The organism is Paraburkholderia sp. GAS206C (assembly GCF_050435645.1).
GTDB classification, from domain to species: domain Bacteria; phylum Pseudomonadota; class Gammaproteobacteria; order Burkholderiales; family Burkholderiaceae; genus Paraburkholderia; species Paraburkholderia phenazinium_B.
Window position 1 is genome coordinate 111,685 of sequence record NZ_JBNDKR010000015.1, and the last position, 20,694, is coordinate 132,378.

21 protein-coding genes are annotated in these 20,694 nt (G+C 64.0%); 20 read left to right on the plus strand and 1 reads right to left on the minus strand.

From position 1 onward, the window contains the following. Nucleotides 1-216 precede the first annotated feature (216 nt). The 19 genes from P3T20_RS34005 to P3T20_RS34095 all read left to right on the plus strand — a co-directional run bounded on the left by P3T20_RS34005 (nucleotide 217) and on the right by P3T20_RS34095 (nucleotide 18,478). On the plus strand, nucleotides 217-1,077 hold the full coding sequence (locus P3T20_RS34005) for a polysaccharide deacetylase family protein (RefSeq protein ID WP_074266720.1): 861 nt from the start codon (nucleotides 217-219) through the stop codon (nucleotides 1,075-1,077). 316 nt (nucleotides 1,078-1,393) lie between these two features. Further along, nucleotides 1,394-2,035, plus strand: coding sequence for a beta-ketoacyl synthase chain length factor (locus P3T20_RS34010; protein ID WP_429289171.1), 642 nt, complete (start codon nucleotides 1,394-1,396; stop codon nucleotides 2,033-2,035). Beyond that, the gene (locus tag P3T20_RS34015) at nucleotides 2,019-2,813 is read left to right on the plus strand and encodes a lysophospholipid acyltransferase family protein (protein ID WP_074266722.1); all 795 of its coding nucleotides are present in this window, start codon (nucleotides 2,019-2,021) and stop codon (nucleotides 2,811-2,813) included. Before P3T20_RS34010 ends, P3T20_RS34015 begins: the two co-directional genes overlap by 17 nt. Further along, complete coding sequence (locus P3T20_RS34020; protein ID WP_074266723.1) at nucleotides 2,788-3,087, plus strand: phosphopantetheine-binding protein; 300 nt, start codon at nucleotides 2,788-2,790, stop codon at nucleotides 3,085-3,087. Before P3T20_RS34015 ends, P3T20_RS34020 begins: the two co-directional genes overlap by 26 nt. A gap of 2 nt (nucleotides 3,088-3,089) precedes the next feature. Further along, nucleotides 3,090-3,341: an acyl carrier protein gene (locus P3T20_RS34025; protein WP_074266724.1), complete on the plus strand. Its 252-nt coding sequence runs from the start codon at nucleotides 3,090-3,092 to the stop codon at nucleotides 3,339-3,341. Nucleotides 3,342-3,454: 113 nt separating this feature from the next. Next, a complete protein-coding gene (locus tag P3T20_RS34030; protein WP_074269244.1) occupies nucleotides 3,455-4,075 on the plus strand; it encodes a hypothetical protein in 621 nt (206 codons plus the stop codon). Next, complete coding sequence (locus tag P3T20_RS34035; RefSeq protein ID WP_074266725.1) at nucleotides 4,072-5,763, plus strand: AMP-binding protein; 1,692 nt, start codon at nucleotides 4,072-4,074, stop codon at nucleotides 5,761-5,763. Before P3T20_RS34030 ends, P3T20_RS34035 begins: the two co-directional genes overlap by 4 nt. Continuing rightward, a complete protein-coding gene (locus P3T20_RS34040) occupies nucleotides 5,760-7,526 on the plus strand; it encodes a glycosyltransferase family 2 protein (RefSeq protein WP_074266726.1) in 1,767 nt (588 codons plus the stop codon). Before P3T20_RS34035 ends, P3T20_RS34040 begins: the two co-directional genes overlap by 4 nt. Next, complete coding sequence (locus P3T20_RS34045; RefSeq protein WP_074266727.1) at nucleotides 7,513-9,105, plus strand: HAL/PAL/TAL family ammonia-lyase; 1,593 nt, start codon at nucleotides 7,513-7,515, stop codon at nucleotides 9,103-9,105. Before P3T20_RS34040 ends, P3T20_RS34045 begins: the two co-directional genes overlap by 14 nt. Continuing rightward, on the plus strand, nucleotides 9,102-9,533 hold the full coding sequence (locus P3T20_RS34050; RefSeq protein ID WP_074266728.1) for an acyl-CoA thioesterase: 432 nt from the start codon (nucleotides 9,102-9,104) through the stop codon (nucleotides 9,531-9,533). Before P3T20_RS34045 ends, P3T20_RS34050 begins: the two co-directional genes overlap by 4 nt. Then, entirely contained in the window at nucleotides 9,521-10,231 is a 711-nt protein-coding gene (locus P3T20_RS34055; protein ID WP_074266729.1) for a LolA family protein, read from the plus strand. Before P3T20_RS34050 ends, P3T20_RS34055 begins: the two co-directional genes overlap by 13 nt. Then, nucleotides 10,231-12,651, plus strand: a complete 2,421-nt coding sequence (locus P3T20_RS34060; RefSeq protein ID WP_074266730.1) for an MMPL family transporter — start codon at nucleotides 10,231-10,233, stop codon at nucleotides 12,649-12,651. Before P3T20_RS34055 ends, P3T20_RS34060 begins: the two co-directional genes overlap by 1 nt. Nucleotides 12,652-12,683: 32 nt before the next feature. Then, nucleotides 12,684-13,832, plus strand: coding sequence for a beta-ketoacyl-[acyl-carrier-protein] synthase family protein (locus tag P3T20_RS34065; protein ID WP_254369071.1), 1,149 nt, complete (start codon nucleotides 12,684-12,686; stop codon nucleotides 13,830-13,832). Between the two features lie 8 nt (nucleotides 13,833-13,840). Beyond that, nucleotides 13,841-14,338, plus strand: coding sequence for a hotdog family protein (locus tag P3T20_RS34070; RefSeq protein ID WP_429289172.1), 498 nt, complete (start codon nucleotides 13,841-13,843; stop codon nucleotides 14,336-14,338). Beyond that, entirely contained in the window at nucleotides 14,335-15,060 is a 726-nt protein-coding gene (locus P3T20_RS34075) for a 3-ketoacyl-ACP reductase FabG2 (protein WP_074266733.1), read from the plus strand. Before P3T20_RS34070 ends, P3T20_RS34075 begins: the two co-directional genes overlap by 4 nt. Then, nucleotides 15,060-16,286, plus strand: coding sequence for a beta-ketoacyl-ACP synthase (locus tag P3T20_RS34080; protein WP_429289173.1), 1,227 nt, complete (start codon nucleotides 15,060-15,062; stop codon nucleotides 16,284-16,286). Before P3T20_RS34075 ends, P3T20_RS34080 begins: the two co-directional genes overlap by 1 nt. Further along, entirely contained in the window at nucleotides 16,283-17,530 is a 1,248-nt protein-coding gene (locus tag P3T20_RS34085; protein WP_429289174.1) for a beta-ketoacyl-[acyl-carrier-protein] synthase family protein, read from the plus strand. The genes P3T20_RS34080 and P3T20_RS34085 overlap by 4 nt, the downstream gene beginning before the upstream one ends. A gap of 40 nt (nucleotides 17,531-17,570) precedes the next feature. Beyond that, complete coding sequence (locus P3T20_RS34090) at nucleotides 17,571-17,999, plus strand: signal peptidase (protein WP_429289175.1); 429 nt, start codon at nucleotides 17,571-17,573, stop codon at nucleotides 17,997-17,999. A 41-nt stretch (nucleotides 18,000-18,040) separates the two neighbouring features. Next, nucleotides 18,041-18,478: an excinuclease ABC subunit A gene (locus P3T20_RS34095; RefSeq protein ID WP_074266737.1), complete on the plus strand. Its 438-nt coding sequence runs from the start codon at nucleotides 18,041-18,043 to the stop codon at nucleotides 18,476-18,478. Nucleotides 18,479-18,580: 102 nt separating this feature from the next. On the opposite strand, the gene P3T20_RS34100 is transcribed toward P3T20_RS34095, so the two are convergent. Then, on the minus strand, nucleotides 18,581-19,321 hold the full coding sequence (locus P3T20_RS34100) for a class I SAM-dependent methyltransferase (RefSeq protein WP_429289176.1): 741 nt from the start codon (nucleotides 19,319-19,321) through the stop codon (nucleotides 18,581-18,583). A 127-nt stretch (nucleotides 19,322-19,448) separates the two neighbouring features. Between P3T20_RS34100 and P3T20_RS34105 the strand changes: the two genes are divergently transcribed. Continuing rightward, nucleotides 19,449-20,690 (plus strand): NAD(P)/FAD-dependent oxidoreductase, encoded by a 1,242-nt coding sequence (locus tag P3T20_RS34105; RefSeq protein ID WP_429289177.1) that lies wholly within the window; start codon nucleotides 19,449-19,451, stop codon nucleotides 20,688-20,690. Nucleotides 20,691-20,694 lie beyond the last annotated feature (4 nt).

The following is a 20,694-nucleotide window of genomic DNA, read 5'->3' on the forward strand; positions in this document are numbered from 1 at the left end:
TGCACAGAGTCGAACGAGCGTAAAGTCCCGCCACAAATAAAACGGCTCTCACGCCACACCTCGTCGTCTGGCGCTACACCAATCCCCGCTCATGCAATAAACTTCGGACTTGAGCGAATGCGCCGGACATCGCGGATCCGCCCCTTTCGCAAACGTAATTTGCGTCGGGAAGACCACCGCGTAGCCGGCCGTCTATTAGAGAGTCGAAGAAGCAGGATGACCGAGCCCGTCTCGCGGGTGCCCCTCGGATTGGACACGACGTCCTCACGTCGCTGGCCTGTCACAGGCCACCCCAATGCATTGAAGCTGACCGCCGCCTGGCATGCCGCCGCGCTGGCCGGTTGTGCACTCGCGCCGTCATCATGGCCGTGGTGGCTTGCGGGCACCGCCATCAACCATGCCGCTGTCACGGCGGCGGGACTATGGCCGCGCTCATCGGTGCTCGGGCCAAACTGGACCCGGTTGCCGGAGGTCGCAGGCAACGCCAACTCCATCGCGCTGACCATCGACGATGGCCCGGACCCCGTCGTCACCCCGCAAGTACTCGATCTGCTCGATCGACATGGCGTTCGCGCCACATTCTTCTGCATCGGTACGCTGGCCCGCCGTTATCCGTCGCTCACCCGCGAGATCGTGGCGCGCGGTCACGCAGTGGAAAATCATTCGCAGACGCACCGTCACACGTTCTCGGTAAAAGGTCCAATCGCACTGGCCCGGGAAGTGGCAGCGGCACAACGCACGCTGACCGAGCTCACCGGCGAGCGCCCGCTATTCTTCCGTGCGCCGGCGGGTCTGCGCAACGTCCTTCTCGAACCGGTGCTGCAGGCCTTCGATCTGCGCCTCGTGGCCTGGACGAAACGCGGCTTCGACACCCGCGAAACGGATCCCGTGCGGGTCCAGCAACGCTTGCTTGACAGTCTCGCGGCGCGCGACATCCTTCTCGTGCACGACGGCAATGCCGCGACCGCCGCTAACGGCCAGCCTGTTCTGCTCTCTGTCCTGCCTCATGTGATTGAAGCGGCCAGGCAACAAGGGCTTCGCTTTATCACATTACGTCAGGCTTTCACCTCCGAGTAAAAAGTTCGCGACGATTCCGGCTTAATGCCAATTTGCTTCGCAGTACGCGTTAAACCTCGTCAGTATCGGCCGAGGCAGATTATTTCTATTCCCGGCCCTATATAATTCGCGCAAAATGCCGTTAACGTACCTATCGATAAACACGCTGTATCCGTGCTGCACATCGTTAGGGTCCGTAACGCGCTGTCTTTTAACGAAATTTGCCAATTCGTTCTGACGGCTAAACCCGAAGCAGTTGCAGCCTCAATATAAGAACACCGATATGCCCGATTTGCGCTGGACCATGCCGGTAGCATACTGGTCCTTCTGGTCCCCCATGTCCGCGACGAAACCCGATACAGGTTTTATTGAGCCGATGGTGCGTCGACGCCTGAGCTCCCTGTCAAAGGCGGCGCTCAAGGTAGCGCACGACTGTACGGACGGGAAACAGGCCATACGCATGGTGTTCGCATCGCGACACGGGGAGTTGCGGCGCACCACCGACATCCTGCGCAACATCACCGCGGCCGAGCAGGTCTCGCCGAACGCCTTCAGCCTGTCTGTCCTGAACGCCATGTCCGGCATCTTCGGCATTGCGCGCGGCGACCGCTCGCCCGCGACGGCCATCTCGGCTGGCCCGGAATCGCTAGGCTACGCGTTGCTCGAAGCCTACGCGCAACACATGCAGCAGCCCTCGCCGCCAGTGCTGGTCGTCTATGCCGACGAGCCCGCCGATGCGGTGTACGGCAACGTCGCGGACGAAATCCAGGAAGGCGCCCTCGCAATCCTGGTCGACGCAGACACCGCCCAAGGTCACCTGGAATGCGCCGTCAGCGGAATGGACGAGGCAAACGGGGCCGATCCGCGCCTTTCCACACAAAGCGAGGCGCTTGTCCGCTGCCTCGACTCCCGCCAGCCCGCAGCGTGGCAAAGCGCGAACGTCAGCTGGCAATGGAGATGGCATGGCCGCACGGCTTAATTACGGCTGGCGGCTCTTCGCCACGGGCATGAGCTTCGTGGTGTTCGGCATCTGCGGCATGCTGTTCTCGATCCTCGCCTATCCGCTCGTCTGCCTGTGGCCGCATGCCGCGTCCCGTCAACGTGCGGTCACGACGGTGATTCACTATTTCTTTCGGGCACTCGTCGCGGCTCTGAAGTGGACCGGCGTGATGGAACTCGAAGTCGAAGGCGTGGCGAGATTGCGCGCCAGCGGCCCGGCCATCGTCGTGGCCAATCATCCGACGTATCTCGACGTCGTAGTGCTGCTCTCGCTGGTACCGTCGGCCTGCTGCGTGGTGAAGAACGCACACTGGGGTAATCCCTGCTTCTGGGGCATCGTGCGCGCGGCCGCTTATGTGAGCAACGCAGACCCGGTCGAATTTGTCACGGACTGCTCGCGCCAGCTCGCCGCGGGCCATACGATGATCATTTTCCCCGAGGGCTCGCGCAGTCCCGCGCCGAACCGGTTGCACGCGTTTTCACGCGGCTTTGCCTATATTGCGCTGGATGCGGGGGTACCGATTGTCCCGGTCCTGATGAATTGCAATCCACCAGCTTTTACGAAGGAAATGCGCTGGTACGATGTGCCGCCGCGTCCGTTCCGTATCAGCGTGAACGTGCTCGATCCCGTCGGGGCCGAGCAGCTCGCGATTCAGGATGAACCGCCGTCCCTTGCAGCACGAAGCGTGACCCATGCTATCGAGAAGCACATTACCCAGCACCTGTTCGACTATGGATTCTTTAAAACTGGAAATTAAGCAGCTCCTGATCGACGCGTTCGATCTGGAACACCTGACGCCCGCGGATATCGACGACGACGCGCCGCTCTTCGAAACGGACGGCGTCGGACTGGATTCGATCGACGCGCTGGAGATCGGCATCGTGCTGCGCAAGCAATACCACCTGGTTATCAGCGCAGATGACCCGCGCATGCGCGATCACTTTCGCTCGGTCAGCAGCCTGGCGGCGCTGATCGCCAGTCAGCAGGATACGGCCGCCGCAGTCGGCGCAACCGCAAGCACAGGGGAATAATCGTGACCGAGGCAGAAATTCTGGAGCGCATTCGCGCCATTTTCAAAGAGAACTTCGCTATTGAGCCGGCACGTGTGACGCCCGAAGCGCATCTGTTCGAAGAACTCGATCTGGACAGCATCGACGCCGTCGACCTCGCGATCAAGCTGCAGGAAATGACAGGCCGCCGTATCAAACCGGAAGAGTTCAAGCAGGTCCGCACGGTCGGCGACGTGATCAGTGCGATCGAATCGCTGCTCGCGGCACAGGACTGATGCTGTCCGTCCCCTCGTGCAAACAGCAGGTCGTCGAAGCTGCCGCGCACGATACCGAGGCTGATGAGGACCTCGCTGCACCGGCGACGGTCGCCGTGCATGGCGAGGGCAAAATGCGTGGCAACCGGAGTGGCAAACCAGGCGGGAAATTCAGCGGCCCGCTGAGCATCGCCACCAAGCTCGCTTATCCGCTAGTCATCCTGTGCGCCTGGCACTGGGATGCGCCGCGCTACGTCGGCTGTATGCTGTTCGCTCTGCTCTGGCTGCAACGCTGGGCCGGCACCGGTACGTTCGCGAGCTCGCTGCGGCGGCTAACGCCGGTCGACTGGTGCGTCGCCGCGGTGCTCAATGTCGCGTCGGTGGCGATCGTGTGGACCAACAGCGAACTGCTGCTGCGGCTCTATCCTTCGCTCGTCAATCTTGGCCTGCTGGTCGCATTCGGCGCCACACTCGTCGACGGCCCGTCGATGGTCGAAAAATTCGCCCGTCTGCACAATCCCGATCCGACTCCGCAGGTGATCCGCTATACCCGTCGCATCACGCAGCTCTGGTGTGTGTTTTTCACGCTGAATAGCGCGTTCTCCGTCTATACCGCATTGTGCTGGCGGCGCGAAGCCTGGTCGCTGTATAACGGTGCGCTCGCCTATGTGCTGATCGGCGTGCTGCTGCTAGCCGAGATCGCGTGGCGCCGCTTCGTCATGCTGCCGAGAGCCGCGGGTTCGGGGGCATCATGATCGCGCTGCATGACCTGCTGGTCTCGGCGCGCGCCGATCACACACCCGTGTGCCGCGACGCCGACACCGTCCTTGATTTCGCTTTCTTCCGGGCCCGCACGTTGCGGCTCGCTGCCGCGCTGCGGGCGCAGCCGGCAAAGCGCTACGCGTTGTGTCTCGACGATCCGTTCGACTTTGCCTGCACGCTCTTCGCGTTGCTCGCGAGCGGCAAAGAGCCGGTCATTCCGGCCAACGCCACGCCGGGATATCTCGCGGATCTGGCCGATGCCTACGACTGCCTCTTCACGGCGGCCGATCTGGCGACACTGGAACATGAAGCGGTGCGCCAGGATGAGCCAGCTGACACGTGGGCAATCGATCCGTTCGCTCGCCTGACGCTCTTCACATCGGGCAGTAGCGGCGCGCCGAAGCCCGTTCACAAGACGCTCGCCCAGTTCAACGCCGAAGTCCATACGCTTGAAAAGCAATGGGGAGACATGCTCGGCGAGGCGACGGTTCTGGCGAGCGTTCCGCATCACCACATCTACGGGATTCTGTTTCGCGTGTTCTGGCCGCTGGCGGCCGGACGTGCATTTGATCGCACCGTCAGCACCGACCCGCAGGCGCTCCAGGCACGCATCGCCCAATGCGGCGCGGCAGTCGTCGTGTCCACGCCGGCGCAACTGTCGCGTTGGCCCGATCTGCCGGCCTTCGCGACACTGACGCCGGCGCCGCTCGCATTCTTCTCGTCGGGCGGCCCACTCGCGGCCGAAACGGCGCGTCAATACGCCGAGCGTTTCGGCGCCGCGCCGCTCGAGGTGTACGGCAGCACCGAAACCGGCGGCATTGCGTGGCGCCAGCAGGACAAGTCGGACGCGTGGCGGGCGATGCCCGGCATTCTGGTCCAGCGTGCCGAAGATGGCGCACTCAGTGTGCGCTCGCCGCACCTCGGCCACGACGAGTGGCACCGCACCGACGACGAAGCCGCCTTCGACAGCGACGGCCGCTTCCGTCTGCTGGGACGCCTTGATCGCGTCATCAAACTCGACGGCAAGCGCCTCTCGCTGGCCGAGCTCGAAGCGCGTATCGCGCAGCATCCGTTTGTCGCGCAGGTTGCGGTGACGCGGCTCGCGAACGCCTCGCGCGAACGGGCCGGCGCTGTCGTGGTGCTGACCGAAGCAGGCATCGAAGCATTGCGCACGAGCGGACGCGTGGCGCTTGTGAAAGCCTTGCGCCGGCATCTGGCCGCGTATTTCGATCTCGTCGTGCTGCCGCGTCACTGGCGCTTTCGCCTCGCCTTGCCGTTCGATGCGCGCGGCAAGCTTCCGGCCGCCGCGCTCGCCGCAACCTTCGAGGCGCGCGCGGACGGTGTCGAGGTGCTGGCCGAGGCTCGACAGGGCGACGTGTTCTTCTACGAACTGCACGTGCCACACACGCTGGTCCACTTCGCGGGGCACTTCCCCGGCTTGCCGATCTTGCCCGGTGTCGTACAGGTCGACTGGGCCATCAAGCTCGCTGCAGTCCAAGTGCCCGCTGCGACCAATGTCGCTTCGATAGACCGCCTCAAATTCATGGCGCCGGTGCCGCCCGGCGCGCAGCTCAAGCTGACGCTCACGCACGATGCGTCGCGTCAACGAATCCAGTTCACTTATCGTCTTGGAGAGCGCGACTGCGCCTCGGGCGCGATCGTCTACAGGGAGCCTGCATGAGCAACGCTGCCTGCATCGTGATCCCTATCTATAACCACAAGGACGCGATTGGCGCGACTGTGGCGAATCTGGTCGTGCACGGCCTGCCGCTTTACGTCGTGGACGACGGCAGCGACGAAGCGACCCAACAGGTGCTCGCCGCGCTGGCGCAGCAATACGCCGGCCAACTCACGCTGCTGCGTTTGCCGGTCAATGGCGGCAAAGGCGCGGCGGTCATGGCCGGTCTGCGCGCCGCACGCGCGGCAGGCTACACGCATGCCTTGCAAATCGACGCCGACGGTCAGCACGATGCCGCCGACGTACCGCGTTTTCTCGAAGCCTCGCAAGCCAACCCGCGCGCGGTGATTCTCGGCCGGCCGGTGTATGACGCGAGCGTGCCGAAATCACGGCTCTACGGCCGCTATGTGACGCATGTCTGGGTATGGATCGAAACGCTCTCGCTGACGATTCAGGATTCGATGTGCGGGTTCCGCCTGTATCCGCTCGACATTGCTTGCGCGCTGATCGACAAGGTAAAGCTCGGCACGCGCATGGACTTCGACATCGAAATCCTCGTGCGTCTGCACTGGCGCCGCGTCGAATTCATCGCGATTCCAACGCCCGTGACCTATGCGACGGACGGGGTGTCCCACTTCGACGTGCTGTGGGACAACGTGCGGATCAGCCGCACGCATACGCGGCTCGTCGCCGGGATGCTGTGTCGCTTGCCGCTACTGCTGCTGCACAAGGTGATGCCGCGGCAAGCCGTTAAGGCCGACGACGACGCCAGCGCGACAAGCGCTACCGGTGCCAACGAACGCAACGATGGCAACGAAGGCCATGCCGCCTGGTGGCGCATGGCCGAACGCGGCAGCCGCCTCGGCATGATGTTGCTCGTGCTCGGTTGCAAGACAATTGGCCCACGGCTCACCGCGTGGTGGCTGCATCCGATCGTCGCGTACTTCCTGCTGACTGGCCGCCCTGCGCGCGAAGCGTCGCGGTGCTACTTCGAGCACCTTGCACAGGCTTCGCCACAGCAGGAAACCCCACATCCGGGATGGCGCTCCGCATATCGGCACATGCTCGCGTTCGCGCAGTCCGGCTTCGACAAACTGACGGCGTGGTCGGGCCGGATCGCACCGGCGGACTTCAATTTCGACGATGCCCGCGCACTGGACGACCTGCTCGCGAGCGGCCGCGGCGCGCTCGTCATCGGCTCGCATCTCGGCAATCTGGAGATGGCCCGCGCGCTCGCGGTACGCGGCGCGCAAACCAAGGTGACAGCAATCGTCTACACGGAGCATGCGCGCCGTTTCAACAGCGTTCTGGCCTCGGCGAACCGCGAATTCACGCAGCATCTGCTGGAAGTGAACGACTTCGGCCCGGAAACCGCGATGATGATGCAGGAGCGCGTGGCGCGCGGCGAACTGCTGGTGATCGTAGGCGACCGCACGCCTGCCCGCCAGATGGGCCGGACCACGACCGCGCAGTTTCTCGGCGCGAGCGCGCCCTTCGCTCAGGGGCCCTACGTGCTCGCGCATGCGCTCGAGTGTCCCGTCTATCTGTTCTTCTGCCTGAAGGAGCGCGGCGGCTACCGCTTGTATTTCGAGCCGTTCGCCGAGCGCATCGAACTGCCGCGCCGCGAACGCGAGCGGCACATTTCCGCGTGGGCCCAACGTTATGCCACGCGCCTCGAGCACTATTGCCGTAAGGCGCCCTATCAATGGTTCAACTTTTTCGATTTCTGGGCGCGCCCCAGCGGAGGCGCACATGGCCGAAAATGATTTGACTCAGGACGTGAGACAAGTGACGCGAGCGGAAGCGGGACCCATCACGATCGGCGGCCGGCGGCTGACGATCGAAGAGGTGGTTGCCATTGCACAGCAACGTGCACCGGTCGCTCTGAGCACCGATCCTGCCTGGCGTGAGCGCATCGCGCGCGGCGCCGACTTCCTGCGCCGCCATCTTGCCGCAGGCGCGACCGTCTACGGGGTCAACACCGGCTATGGCGATGCCTGCGTGGTCGATGTGCCGATGGAGCTGGTCGAAGCCCTGCCGCTTCAGCTCACCCGCTATCACGGTTGCGGCATGGGCCGGCACCTCGATGACGACGAGACCCTTGCGGTCATCGCCGCGCGCCTCAATTCGCTTGCCTACGGCTTCTCCGGCGTGCGGCCGGTGCTGCTCGAACGTGTCGCGGATCTGATCAACCATCGCGTGCTGCCGCGTATTCCGGCCGAAGGATCGGTTGGCGCAAGCGGCGATCTCACGCCGCTGTCGTACGTCGCGGCGGCACTCGTGGGCGAGCGCGAGGTGCTGTTCCGCGGCCGCCTGCAGGAGGCGCGGGAAGTGTGGGCCGAACTCGGACACGAGCCGCTCACGCTCGCGCCGAAAGAAGGTCTCGCGCTGATGAACGGCACCGCGGTGATGACGGGACTCGCATGTCTCGCGTTCGCGCGTGCCGCGCATCTGACGCGGCTCGTTGCGCGCCTGACCGCACTGTCGACCATCGCGCTCGACGGCCGCGCCGCGCATTTCGATCCGTTGCTGTTCGAAGCGAAACCGCACGCCGGGCAGGCCGAAGCCGCCGCCTGGATTCGCGACGACCTCACCGGCCGCGATGACACGCCGGGCCACCGTCTGCAGGACCGCTATTCGATCCGTTGCGCGCCGCATGTGATCGGCGTGACGTGTGACGCACTGAGCTGGATGCGCCGCGATATCGAGAACGAGCTGAACAGCGCCAACGACAACCCGTTGATCGATCCGGACAGCGAACGCGTGCTGCACGGCGGCAACTTCTATGGCGGTCACATCGCCTTCGCAATGGACGCGTTGAAGACCGCCGTGGCCAACCTCGCCGATCTGATGGACCGGCAACTGGCCTTGCTTGTCGACGACAAGTTCAACAACGGGCTGCCACGCAACCTCTCCGGTGCAACCTCGGCGCGCGCGCCGATCAATCACGGCTTCAAGGCCGTGCAGATTTCGTCGTCCGCGTGGACGGCCGAAGCGCTCAAGCAGACCATGCCCGCGAGCGTCTTCTCGCGTTCCACCGAAGCGCACAATCAGGACAAGGTCAGCATGGGCACGATCGCCGCGCGCGATTGCCTGCGTGTGCTGGAACTGACCGAGCAGGTCGCCGCGGCGCATACGCTTGCCACCGTGCAGGCGGTCCGTCTGCGTCTGCGGATCAACGATGCGACGTTCGTCCCGCATCCGCTGCAAGCGTTTGTGGAAAGCGTGAGCGCAAGCTCGCCTTTCGTTGACGAAGACCGCGCGCTCGAGGCGGACCTGCGCGCCCTGACCGCGCGTATCGCTGCATGCAAGCTGGTCGAGCACCCTGGCGGAGGCGCGCAATGAGCGATTCATCCAAAGTTCTGACGGCGAGCGCGGCCGTAGAAGTGCCGTTTCACGATGTCGACGCGATGAACGTCTGCTGGCACGGTCACTACCTGAAGTACTTCGAAGCAGGCCGCGCTGCGCTGCTGCGGGCATTCGATTACGACTACCCGGAGATGCAGGCGTCCGGTTATCTATGGCCTGTCGTCGAAGCACATCTGAAATACGTGCGCCCGGCCCTTTACGGCCAAAAACTCGAAGTACGCACGCGACTGCTGGAATACGAAAACCGCCTGAAAATAGGCTATGAAATCGTCGATCTGGCATCCGGCACGCGATTGACGAAAGGCTATACGACGCAGGTCGCGGTCAACGCAGCCACTCAGGAATTGCAGTTCGTCTCGCCGCCTGTCGTCTTCGAAAAGCTGGAGCGCGTATGGGCACGTTAAGACCACGCGTCGCACATGTGATGCTGGTAGCAGCTGCGAGCCTCGCTCTGCAGCTCTCGGTGTCACCGGCACGCGCCGCTGCTGCTGCGGCCGCGCCGCCAAACGCCTCCGCAGCCTCGGGCTCGACTCAAAGCACCAATCTCGTATCGCAGATCGCCGCGCAGTTGGGGCGCGCAAATGGCATCCGCGCGCGCTTCACGCAGACACAAACCCGCGCGGCGCTGAAACAGCCGCTGGTCAGTTCAGGATCTCTGCTGCTGATGCGTGGACGTGGGGTCGTCTGGCACGTCGAGACGCCGTACCAGGCAACCTATCTGATCACCGATGCAGGCGTGAGCGAAGTCAACGCGGCTGGGCAGCGCGTGACGGGAGCCAGCCCTCACGGCGCGTCAGGTCCGCACGGCGTCGCCGAGGTGTCGGGGATGATGCGCGCGATGCTCGGTGGCGATCTTTCGGCTCTCTACTCGCAATTCGACGTGCAAGCAGTGGGCACGTCGGCGCTGTGGCAGATGCAACTCACGCCCAATCAACCGCAGCTCGCCCAGGCGATCAAGGAATTGCAGATGAGCGGCGGCAACTATCTGCGCACCTTGCGCATTACGCTCGCGAGCGGCGACGTCACCAGCCTGGACTTCACAGACAGCACGCCGGTGACCGACCTGACGCCCGCCGAGAAGCAGTTGTTCGGAGCGCCCTAGTGGACGTATTGCACACGCGAAGCGCGAAACAGGCATGGGGCATGCGCGCCGCGTGGCTGGTGTTCGCGCTCGCCGCGGCGGTGTACTGCGGCTGGCGCTTCGCAGGCCCGTCGCCGCTGCAGACGAATCTGCTCGCGTTGTTGCCGGCTACAGAGGCAGACCCGGTCGCAGAAGAAGCCGTCGACAAGCTCGCCGCCGCGCTCGGCGACCGCACGGTATTGCTGGTCACGAGTGACAACGCGGCCCATGCGAAGGCTGCCGCAAAGCAGTTGGGCGCGACGTTGTCCGCGACTGGCGCGTTTCGCTCGGTGACGGCGACCTTGCCGCCATTCGATATGTCGCAGATCGGCGCGCTGTACATGCCCTACCGCTTCGGCCTGCTCGCACCAGCTGATCGCACGCTGCTGGCCGGCGCGCCGCAGAATCTGCATGACATCCTGCAGCGCCGTCTTTACGCACCCGCCGAAGGCGGCCTCGCCACCCAGCTCGGGGACGACCCGTTCGGCTGGCTCGAGCACTGGCTGGACGGTTTGCCGCTCGCCACCTCCAATCTGCAGATCGAGGACAGCCTGCTGGTCTCGCATCGCGGCGCGTCGACAAGCGTGTTGGTGATGGCAACACTGCCCGGCTCCGCCTACGAGACGCAGACCCAGCGCGCGGTGCTCGCTGCTGTCGCACACGGTGAAGCAGAACTGAAGCAGACGTACCCTGACGTCACGCTCGCGAGAACCGGAGCCGTGTTCTACGCCCAGGCGGCGCGCAGCGCCTCCGAACATGAGATGCACGCCATCGGCCTCGTATCGATGTGCGGCATCGCGCTGCTGATGCTGTGGATCTTTCGCTCGCCACGGTTGCTGCTGCTCGGTTTCGTTTCGACAGCGCTCGGCATTGTCGGCGCCCTCGCGGTGACGCTGCTCGTCTTCGGGCAACTGCATCTGCTGACGCTCGTCTTCGGCGCGAGCCTGATCGGCGAAGCGGTCGATTACTCGATCCAGTATTTTGTCGTCTATCTGGGCGCGCAACGCGGCTGGGATTCGCAACGCGGCGCACGGGCAGTTGCGCCCGCGCTGAGCGTTGCGCTCGCGACGAGCCTGCTTGGTTACGCGATCCTCGCCTGCGCACCGTTCCCCGCCCTCAAGCAGATTGCGTGCTTTGCCATCGCAGGGATTTCGATCGCCTTCGCTTCGGTCCTGTTGCTGTTGCCGACGCTGCTTATCCGCGCACCGGCTCGCAGCCCGCAGTCCGTGTTCAAGGCCGCGGCACGTCTCCTGAAGAAATGGCATGCGCTGATCGGCGGCCGCCGGACTGTGTGGCTGGCTGCGTTGTTGATAATCGCTTCCGCGCCGGGCTGGCTGCAACTGAGAAGCGATGACGACATCCACCTGCTGATCCAGCGCGACCCGACGCTCGTCGCCCAGGAGCGCGAAGTCGCTCGCGCAGTGGGCGTCGACAATACGGCGCAGTTCTTCGTGGTGCGTGGCGAAACGCCGGAGATCGTGCTGGAACGTGCCGAAGCGCTCGGTACGAAACTCGATGCGCTGACTGGAGCGTCGAGTGCGGGGAACTGGCAATCGGTGACGTCATTCGTGCCGTCCGCGCAGCGGCAACAAGCCGATCACGCGCTGCTGGCCGCCCACGTGTTCAATGACCCTGCGGCCTTGCGCACGATGCTGCTGCAGGCCGGGTTTCGCGACGAAGTCGTGGATACCTGGCTCGCGGACTACGGGAAATCAGCCTCCTCTGTGCTCACCATCGACCGCTGGCTCGCCGCTCCATGGTCGCAGCCGTTCCGTCATTTGTGGCTCGGCGAAACGCAGACGACACCCCGCGCTTTCGCCGCGGTCGTGATCCCGCAAAGCGTCACAGCGGCTAACGAGCCCGCACTGCTCGACGCCGCGCACGCAGTCCCGGGCGTGAGTTTCGTCGACAAGGCTGCGAGCGTGTCGAAGCTGTTCGGCGAATATCGCGTCGATGCCGCCGTCTGGCTCGCGGGCGCGCTGCTGCTGGTGCTGATCCTGCTGATGGTGCGCTACCGGGCGCGCGGCGGCCTCGCCGTGACGCTGCCGGTGTTGCTGGCGGTTGGCGTCACGCTCGGGGCGTTTGGTTACGCGCACGTCCCGTTCACGCTGTTCAACTGGCTTGCGCTGATGCTTGTGCTCGGCGTAGGCGCAAACTATGCCGTGTTCCTGCGCGAAGGCACCTTGCGCGTCGATGCAGACCCCGGCGCGGTGTGGACCGGCGTGCTGCTGTCGTCGGCAACGACGCTGCTGTCGTTCGGCATGCTCGGCATGAGCTCGATGCCGGCGTTGCGCAGCTTCGGCGCGACGCTGTCGCTGGGCATCATGGTGTCCGTGCTGCTCGCGCCCATCGGCATTCCGTCGAAACAACAAACATCTCGCACTGAGGGAGAACCGGCGTGAGCACGTCACGTGTTTATCTGCATGCGCTCGGCATGATCAACGCACTCGGCAACGACGTGCCGTCGATCGTCGTGGCGCTCGCTAACGGACAGGCTCCCGGCATGGGTACGCTGCGAACTCGCCTCGGCGAGACCTTCGTCGGGCGCGTCACGAGCGCGTTGGAGCTCGCGCCGCCCGCTGCCCTCGCATACTACGACTGCCGCAACAACCGTTTGCTACTGGCCGCGCTCGCGCAGATCCGCCCTGCCATCGAAGCGGCGCGCGAACGATACGGCGCCCGCCGTATCGGCGTGATGCTCGGCACCAGCACGTCGGGCATCAGCGCAGCCGAAGCCGCTCTGACGCAACACGCTGAAACGGGTGAGATGCCTGCCGGTTTCGACTATCGCCAGATGGAAATCGGCACGGCTGCGCCGTTCGCCGCTGCGGCGCTCGGCGTGGAAGGACCGGCGTTCACCGTATCGACGGCCTGCACCTCGGGCGCAAAGGCCGTGATCTCGGCGCGCCGGCTGCTCGAATTGAACCTGTGCGACGCAGTCATAGCCGGCGGTGTCGATTCGCTGTGCGAACTGACAGTGCAGGGTTTCGCCTCGCTCGAATCGACCAGCGTGACACGTATGAATCCACTGAGTCGCAATCGCCGCGGGATCAATATCGGCGAAGGGGCAGCAGTATTTCTGATGAGCCGCGACGAAGGACCGGTCGTGCTCGCGGGCGCCGGCGAATCGAGCGACGCGCATCACATCTCAGCGCCTGATCCGCAAGGCGTCGGCGGTGAACAGGCGTTGCGCGCCGCGCTCGATGATGCAGGTCTTGCGCCGTCGTCGATCGGGTACGTGAACCTGCATGCAACGGCCACTCGCAAGAACGACCAGATGGAAGCGCACCTGATGGCGCGGGTCTTCCCCGGCGGTGTCGCAGCCAGCGGCACCAAACCGCTCACCGGCCATCAACTTGGCGCGGCGGGCGCAAACGAACTCGGCTTCGCGTGGCTCACACTCGCGCGCGACGACGTCGCATTGCCGCGTCATCTGTGGGATGGCGAGGCCGATGCAGAACTGCCGGTGCTCGACCTCGTCGAGACAGAACGTTTTTTGCCGCGCCATGCGGGCGCACAATACGTGATGAGCAATTCTTTCGCGTTCGGCGGCAGCAACGTCAGCGTGATACTCGGACGGTGAGCGACGTCATGATCCAGTCCAATCCACCCAGTCAAAACGTCGAAGGCGAAGCGTTTCCGCCTGTCGAGGACATCCTGCCGCACCGCGGGACGATGCGCCTGATCGATGCGGTGCTGGCATGCGACGACGAATCGCTGACGGCCCAGGCACACGTAGAAAGCGACGCGTGGTACGCCAACGCAGACGGCGCGATGCCCGCGTGGATCGGCATAGAACTGATGGCGCAAGCCATCGCGGCGCACGTCGGCTTGCTCGAGATGCGCGCGGGTAACAAGATGCGCCCCGGCGTGCTACTCGGCTCGCACCGCTACGAAACACACATCCCGGCATTTGCGCACGACGCGCTGCTGCGGATCGAAGTCAAAGAGCTATTGCGCGGCGAAGAAGGCCACGGCGCCTATGAATGCGTCATCCGGCACGATGATCTCGTGGGTGCCGAAGCCGTCATCAAGGTATTTCGGCCGCGTGATTTTCAGTCATTTATCGAAGAGGGTTTCAGGTCATGAGCAGGCGTGTTCTCGTTACCGGCGCAAGCCGTGGAATTGGCCGCGCGATCGCCTATCAACTGGCCGGCGACGGCTTTGCGGTGACCGTTCACTGCCGTACCGGACGCAGCGAAGCCGAAGCGGTCACCGCGGGCATCGCCGCGCAAGGCGGCACGGCGAGCGTATTGCAGTTCGACGTGCGCGATCGCGCTGCGTGCCGCACCGCCCTCGAAGCGGACGTCGATGCGCATGGCGCCTACTACGGCATCGTCTGCTGCGCAGGCGTGACCCGCGACGCGGCCTTCCCTGCGCTTACCGACGAAGACTGGGACATCGTCATCGAAACCGGTCTCGATGCGTTCTACAACGTCGTGCATCCGCTCACCATGCCGATGGTGCGCGCGCGCCAGGGTGGACGGATCGTAACCGTCGCGTCGGTTTCCGGTGTGACCGGCAATCGCGGCCAGGTCAACTACAGCGCGGCGAAGGCCGGGCTCATAGGTGCGACCAAAGCGCTTGCGGTCGAACTCGCGACCCGCAACATCACCGTCAATAGCGTGGCGCCGGGCCTGATCGACACCGGCATGCTCGACGAACTGCCGCTCGAGCACGCGCTGAAAGCCGTACCGATGAACCGCGTCGGCCAGCCCGTCGAAGTAGCGGCGGTGGTGGGCTTCCTGATGTCCGATGCGGCCTCCTATATCACGCGCCAGGTGATCGGCGTCAACGGCGGGATGGTGTGATGAAGCGCGTCGTCATAACGGGAATGGGCGGTGTGTCCGCGTTCGGCAGCCAATGGGACGACATCGAGGCGGCCTTGAAGCGCGGCCAAAATGCCGTGCGGCGCGTGCCGGAGTGGGATTACTTCCAGTCGCTGCATACACGGCTTGCGGCTCCGTTGCCGGGATTCATCACGCCCGAGCACTATCCGCGCAAAAAGACCCGCTCGATGGGCCCGGTCTCGAAGTATGCGGTGCGCGCGAGCGAACTGGCGCTGGGCGATGCAGGCCTGCTCGACGAACCGTCCATTAGCGATGGACGCATGGGCGTCGCCTATGGCTCGTCGTCGGGCTCGGTCGATCCGATCCGGGCGTTCGGCAAAATGCTCGACACCGGCTCGATGAGCGACGTGACCTCGAACAGCTATGTGCAGATGATGCCGCACACCACGGCCGTCAACGTCAGCCTGTTCTGGGACCTGAAAGGGCGCATCGTGCCTACGTCGTCGGCCTGCGCGTCGGGCAGCCAGGCGATTGGCTACGCGTATGAAGCGATCGCTCAGGGCAAGCAAACGTTGATGCTGGCGGGCGGCGCGGAAGAACTGTCGGGGCCCGCGGTCGCCGTGTTCGACACGCTCTATGCCACCAGCACCCGCAACGACGAACCGCATCTGACGCCGCGCCCCTTCGACGTGAAGCGCGACGGTCTCGTGGTGGGCGAAGGCGCGGCCACGCTAGTGCTCGAAGAATACGAACACGCAGTGGCTCGCGGTGCGCGCATTCACGCGGAAATCGTCGGTTTCGGCTGCAATTCGGACGGCGCGCACATGACGCAGCCGACCGCCGAAACCATGGCGATCGCGATGAAGCTTGCGCTGCAGGACGCTGCCTTGCAGCCCGAAGCAATTGCCTATGTGAACGCGCACGGCACCTCAACCGATCTGGGCGACGTCGCGGAAAGCCTTGCCACCGCGCAGGTCTTCGGCTCACGCATGCCGATCAGTTCGCTGAAAAGCTATATCGGCCATACACTCGGCGCGTGTGGTGCGATCGAAGCGTGGTGGACCATCGAAATGATGAAGCGCAACTGGTTCGCTCCGACGCTCAATCTCGATAACGTCGATCCGTCCTGCGCGGCACTCGATTACATCGTCGGCGAGGGCCGCACGCTCGAAGCCGAATACGTGATGAGCAACAATTTCGCGTTTGGCGGCATCAATACTTCGCTGATCTTCAGGCGCGCCGGATGAGCCAGGCGACACATACCGCGCGCGGCCTGCGCCGCGTCGTCATCACGGGCATGGGCATCGTGTCCTGTCTCGGCAATACGCTTGACGACGTATCGGCGCGCTTACGAACGGGACGCTCCGGCGTCTCGCGCATCGACGCGTGGCGCGAACGCGGGTTTGGCAGCCAGGTGGCGGGCGTTGCATTGGTGGAAGACGAGCCGCCCTTCGAACGCAAGCTCGAACGCTTCATGGGCGACACCGCCCGCTTCGCGTGTCACGCAGTACGCAGCGCGCTCGACGATGCCGGGCTCGATCCGGCCGCCCTGCATTCGCCGCAAGCGGGCGCTGTGATCGGCTCGGGCGTCGGGACCATGTCGACTTACGACGTCTCCATGGCGATCGCCACGGCGCGCGGGATAGACCGCGTCCCGCCGTACACGGTGCCGCAATGCATGGGCAGCACGACGTCCGCGAATGTGGCGCACGTGTTTGGGCTTGAGGGCACGACTTACTCGCCGTCGTCGGCCTGCACGACATCGGCGCTCGCGATTGGCCAGGCACTGCAACTGATCCAGACGGGCCGTCAGCAGATCGTTCTCGCGGGCGGAAGCGAAGCGTTGCACGACAACATGACGCTGATGTTCGATGCCATGGGCGCGCTGTCACGAGGCTCCAACGATGACGCCGAACACGCATCGCGTCCCTATGATGTCGCGCGTGACGGCTTCGTGATGGCCTCGGGCGCAGGCGTATTGCTGCTCGAATCGCTCGAGCACGCGCTCGCGCGCGGTGCGCGCATCCAGGCAGAGCTGATCGGCTTCGGTCATTGCACCGACGGCGCCGATATGGTCGCGCCGCGCGCGCCCGGCATTGCGCGTGCGATGCGTGAGGCGCTCGATGAAGCCAGCGTGCGTCCCGACTACATCAACACGCATGCCCCTTCGACCCCGCGCGGCGACCTCGAAGAACTGCATGCGTTGCGCGCGGTATTTGGCGGTCAGGTGCCGCCGTTCTCGTCGACCAAAGGATTGACCGGCCATCCGCTCGGCGCCTGCGGTGCGCACGAAGCGATCTACACGTTGCTGATGATGCGGGACGGCTATATCGCAGGGACCCGCGACATCGAAACGATTGATCCTGCCGTAGGGGACATGCCGCTCGTCCGGACGTCGCGCGAAGCGCGCGTCGAGACGGCCATGTCGGTTTCATTCGGGTTCGGCGGCAGTTGCGCGAGCCTGATATTTCGCGCCTGGAACGGCGCATGACGTTTCCGCTGACTTTAACAATTAACAAAGGAAAAACACCATGAGGAATGGTCTCGTGCTCGGGGCACTGGCTGCGGTGGTGATTACGCAAGCCGGATGCGCGACCCAGGTCAGGTCGGTGCCGTTGCAATCGGTCGTGCACCAGCCCGCCGGGGGAAGCAGCGTTGCTGTCTATTTCGGCTCGCAGGCACATCCCGCCGTACAAACCCAGCTTGGCGAAGCAAAGTATTCGGTGCGCGTGGCCCGCGGTGAAGGCAGCCAGGACGACTCCTGCAGCAGAGCGCTGGCAGAGGCTTTGACGAAGCTGCGCGCCGATGCGCAAGAACATGGCGCGAACGCCGTAGTGGATGTGCAAACGCGCTTCCATACCACCGAGACCAGCTCGGCCACCGATTTCACCTGCGGCGTGAGTCCAAGCGCTGCAGCCGTCGCCGTGCGCGGCAATCTCGTCGTGCTGCAAACCAACTAGCCACCTTACCCACAACCGTACTAACTAGAACGAGGAGCCCCATGAAACGCCATCTCATGCTTGCCGCGTTGTGCGCCACACTGGTTACGTCACACGCATTCGCCCGGGACACCGTCGCCAGCTATCCGGTGGAGGCTGCCATTGCGAGCGAACCGGGCAAAGTCACGCCGGACGTCGCGCTGTACTTCGCCGGTCAGAGCCATCCGGCAGTCGCAAAGTCGTATGGTTCGTTCGCCACGAACAAGAAGACCAATGCGTTCGGCAAGAGCGATCTGCAAGCTTGCCAGCACGTGTTCCTCTCTGCCGTGATCGAACTGCAGAACCGTGCGCGCCAGGAAGGCGGCAATGCGGTCATCAACATCAAGAGCAACTACAAGAACGAACTGACGGAAAGCCCCACCGAATTCACCTGTGGCGCAGGTGCGGTGATCGCCGGCGTAGCGCTGGTGGGCGATGTGGTGACGTTGAAAGGGCGGTAAAAGAAGGTATTAGCGAAGTGTTGGCCGGTGGCGGCAAGCGGAGAAGTGTCCGTTTCCCGCCCCGCCTTGGGCAGTGCAGGTGCAGTGCAGGTGCGGTGCGCGTCAGCCCACTTTAACGGCCGCAACGTTGACCAAGGTCTCGCGGCGCTTGCCGGGTTTCGGACGATGCAGGCCGAGCCGCTCGAGCAGACCGAAGTCCGTCGCGCGACTCCACCAGAGGTAAGGCAGCGAAACATTGCGCGTCGTGAAAGCGAAGCCCGCCTGGCGGATCATGTCGAGGTAGCCGTCGGCACTCTTCTGCACATGCATAGGATGACGGAACAACAGGCGGATCACCCAGGACTTGATGTAGGCGTCGGTAGATTCAGCGAACAGCAGCACGCCGCCCGGTCTCAACACCCGGTGGAATTCGGCTAGCGCACGTTCCTGCTCGACGAGGTGATGAAACGTTTGATGGCAGAACACGATATCGACGCTCGCACTGGGCAGCGCAAGCTGCGCGCAATCGCCGTGCAGCACCTCGATGTCGGTCGCACTGCCGGCACTCGTGGCCTTGCAAGCGCGAGCGGCTTGTGCGGCGAGATCGAGCGAAGGTGTATGGTAATCGATGCCGACGATGCGGCTCGGGCGAAACGCTTCGGCTAGCAGACGAAACGAAATGCCCTGTCCGCACCCGACGTCGGCAATAACGGGTGCGTCAGGCAGCGGCGTGTCGATCAGACCCTTCAGGTCGTTGATCGCGACACGCAGGACGTGATGCTCCCAGGTATGGGTGCGCAGGAACCAGATTCCGAAGGCCGTTTCATGCACGAACGGCACGCGGGACAGTTCAGATGACGACATATGTTTCACCTGGCAATTCTGAATTTTGATTGAACGCAAGCCATTGTAATGGCTTGCGGGAGAATAATGGCTCTGGGCCCCGTGCGGGCGCAGTTCACTTCACTTTAGATAACCGTTTGAGGAAAGATTGAATTCCCTTTCATCGAGAAACATCGTCGACGTAGCGATCATCGGTGCGGGTCCCGCCGGCGCGGTCGCAGCAGCTTTGCTGAGGAAAGCGGGCCGCTCGGTGCTCGTCCTCGAGCGGCAGCATTTTCCCCGCTTTTCGATTGGCGAAAGCCTGTTGCCGCAAAGCATGGCCTACCTCGAAGAAGCCGGCATGCTCCAGGCGGTCGTGCAGGCAGGCTTCCAGCACAAGAACGGCGCGCATTTCATCTGGCGCGACAAGTCATCTGCGTTCGACTTCCGCGACAAGCATACGCCGGGCTGGGGCACGACATACCAGGTCGAACGCGCTGTGTTCGACGACATTCTGATCCGCTGCGCCGCGGAACAGGGTGCCGACGTGCGCTTCGGACATACGGTCCGGGCCATGCAAACCGGCGACGCGCCAGTGCTGGACGTGGTCGATGAGGAAAACCAGGCATATCAGGTACAGGCCCGCTTTGTGTTCGACGCCAGCGGGTTTGGCCGCGTGCTGCCGCGCCTGCTGAATCTCGAGGCGCCGACGCGCATGCCAACCCGCGCGGCCATTTTCACGCACGTGCGCGACGGCCTGACGCTCGACGCTACCGATCGCAACAAGATTTGCGTCGCCACGCATCCGGACCGCCGCGACGTCTGGTTCTGGATGATTCCGCTGGCGGGCGGCCGTTCTTCGGTAGGGTGCGTCGCCGAGGCTGAGTTCCTCGACGGTCCCGAGGAAGAACGCGACGAGAAACTGCGTGCGCTACTGCAGCAGGAGCCGACGTTCGCGAGGTTGATCGGCAATGCGCCGTTCCTGATGCCGGTGCGCCACATTGGCGGCTACGCGGCGAACGTGGAGCATCTGCACGGGCCGGGCTACACACTGCTTGGCAATGCGGGCGAGTTTCTGGACCCGGTGTTCTCTTCCGGTGTGACGATTGCGCTGCGTTCGGCGCATCTGGCAGTGCAGACGCTCGAGCGTCAGCTGAACGGCGAGCGGGTCGACTGGCAGGCCGAGTACGACATACCGCTGCGTAAGGGCATCGATACGTTCCGTGCGTTCGTGGAGCGGTGGTACACGGGCGCGCTGCAGGACATCATCTTTTATCCGCGTCAGACGACTTTGATTCGCCGCATGATCAGTGCGATCCTGGCTGGGTATGCGTGGGATGAATCGAATCCGTATGTCGCCGATCCTGTACGGCGGCTGGATGCGCTACATGAGATCTGCCTGACGCATTAAGGCA

Excerpts from the sequence above, each read along its gene's own strand:
- P3T20_RS34035 (WP_074266725.1), top strand. The coding sequence starts at position 4,072 with ATGATCGCGCTGCATGACCTGCTGGTCTCGGCGCGCGCCGATCACACA.
- P3T20_RS34075 (WP_074266733.1), top strand. The coding sequence starts at position 14,335 with ATGAGCAGGCGTGTTCTCGTTACCGGCGCAAGCCGTGGAATTGGCCGC.
- P3T20_RS34005 (WP_074266720.1), top strand. The coding sequence starts at position 217 with ATGACCGAGCCCGTCTCGCGGGTGCCCCTCGGATTGGACACGACGTCC.
- P3T20_RS34010 (WP_429289171.1), top strand. The coding sequence starts at position 1,394 with ATGTCCGCGACGAAACCCGATACAGGTTTTATTGAGCCGATGGTGCGT.
- P3T20_RS34065 (WP_254369071.1), top strand. The coding sequence starts at position 12,684 with ATGATCAACGCACTCGGCAACGACGTGCCGTCGATCGTCGTGGCGCTC.
- P3T20_RS34095 (WP_074266737.1), top strand. The coding sequence starts at position 18,041 with ATGAAACGCCATCTCATGCTTGCCGCGTTGTGCGCCACACTGGTTACG.
- P3T20_RS34100 (WP_429289176.1), bottom strand. The coding sequence starts at position 19,321 with ATGTCGTCATCTGAACTGTCCCGCGTGCCGTTCGTGCATGAAACGGCC.
- P3T20_RS34020 (WP_074266723.1), top strand. The coding sequence starts at position 2,788 with ATGGATTCTTTAAAACTGGAAATTAAGCAGCTCCTGATCGACGCGTTC.
- P3T20_RS34085 (WP_429289174.1), top strand. The coding sequence starts at position 16,283 with ATGAGCCAGGCGACACATACCGCGCGCGGCCTGCGCCGCGTCGTCATC.
- P3T20_RS34030 (WP_074269244.1), top strand. The coding sequence starts at position 3,455 with ATGCGTGGCAACCGGAGTGGCAAACCAGGCGGGAAATTCAGCGGCCCG.
- P3T20_RS34055 (WP_074266729.1), top strand. The coding sequence starts at position 9,521 with ATGGGCACGTTAAGACCACGCGTCGCACATGTGATGCTGGTAGCAGCT.
- P3T20_RS34015 (WP_074266722.1), top strand. The coding sequence starts at position 2,019 with ATGGCCGCACGGCTTAATTACGGCTGGCGGCTCTTCGCCACGGGCATG.
- P3T20_RS34050 (WP_074266728.1), top strand. The coding sequence starts at position 9,102 with ATGAGCGATTCATCCAAAGTTCTGACGGCGAGCGCGGCCGTAGAAGTG.
- P3T20_RS34090 (WP_429289175.1), top strand. The coding sequence starts at position 17,571 with ATGAGGAATGGTCTCGTGCTCGGGGCACTGGCTGCGGTGGTGATTACG.
- P3T20_RS34070 (WP_429289172.1), top strand. The coding sequence starts at position 13,841 with ATGATCCAGTCCAATCCACCCAGTCAAAACGTCGAAGGCGAAGCGTTT.
- P3T20_RS34045 (WP_074266727.1), top strand. The coding sequence starts at position 7,513 with ATGGCCGAAAATGATTTGACTCAGGACGTGAGACAAGTGACGCGAGCG.
- P3T20_RS34080 (WP_429289173.1), top strand. The coding sequence starts at position 15,060 with ATGAAGCGCGTCGTCATAACGGGAATGGGCGGTGTGTCCGCGTTCGGC.
- P3T20_RS34040 (WP_074266726.1), top strand. The coding sequence starts at position 5,760 with ATGAGCAACGCTGCCTGCATCGTGATCCCTATCTATAACCACAAGGAC.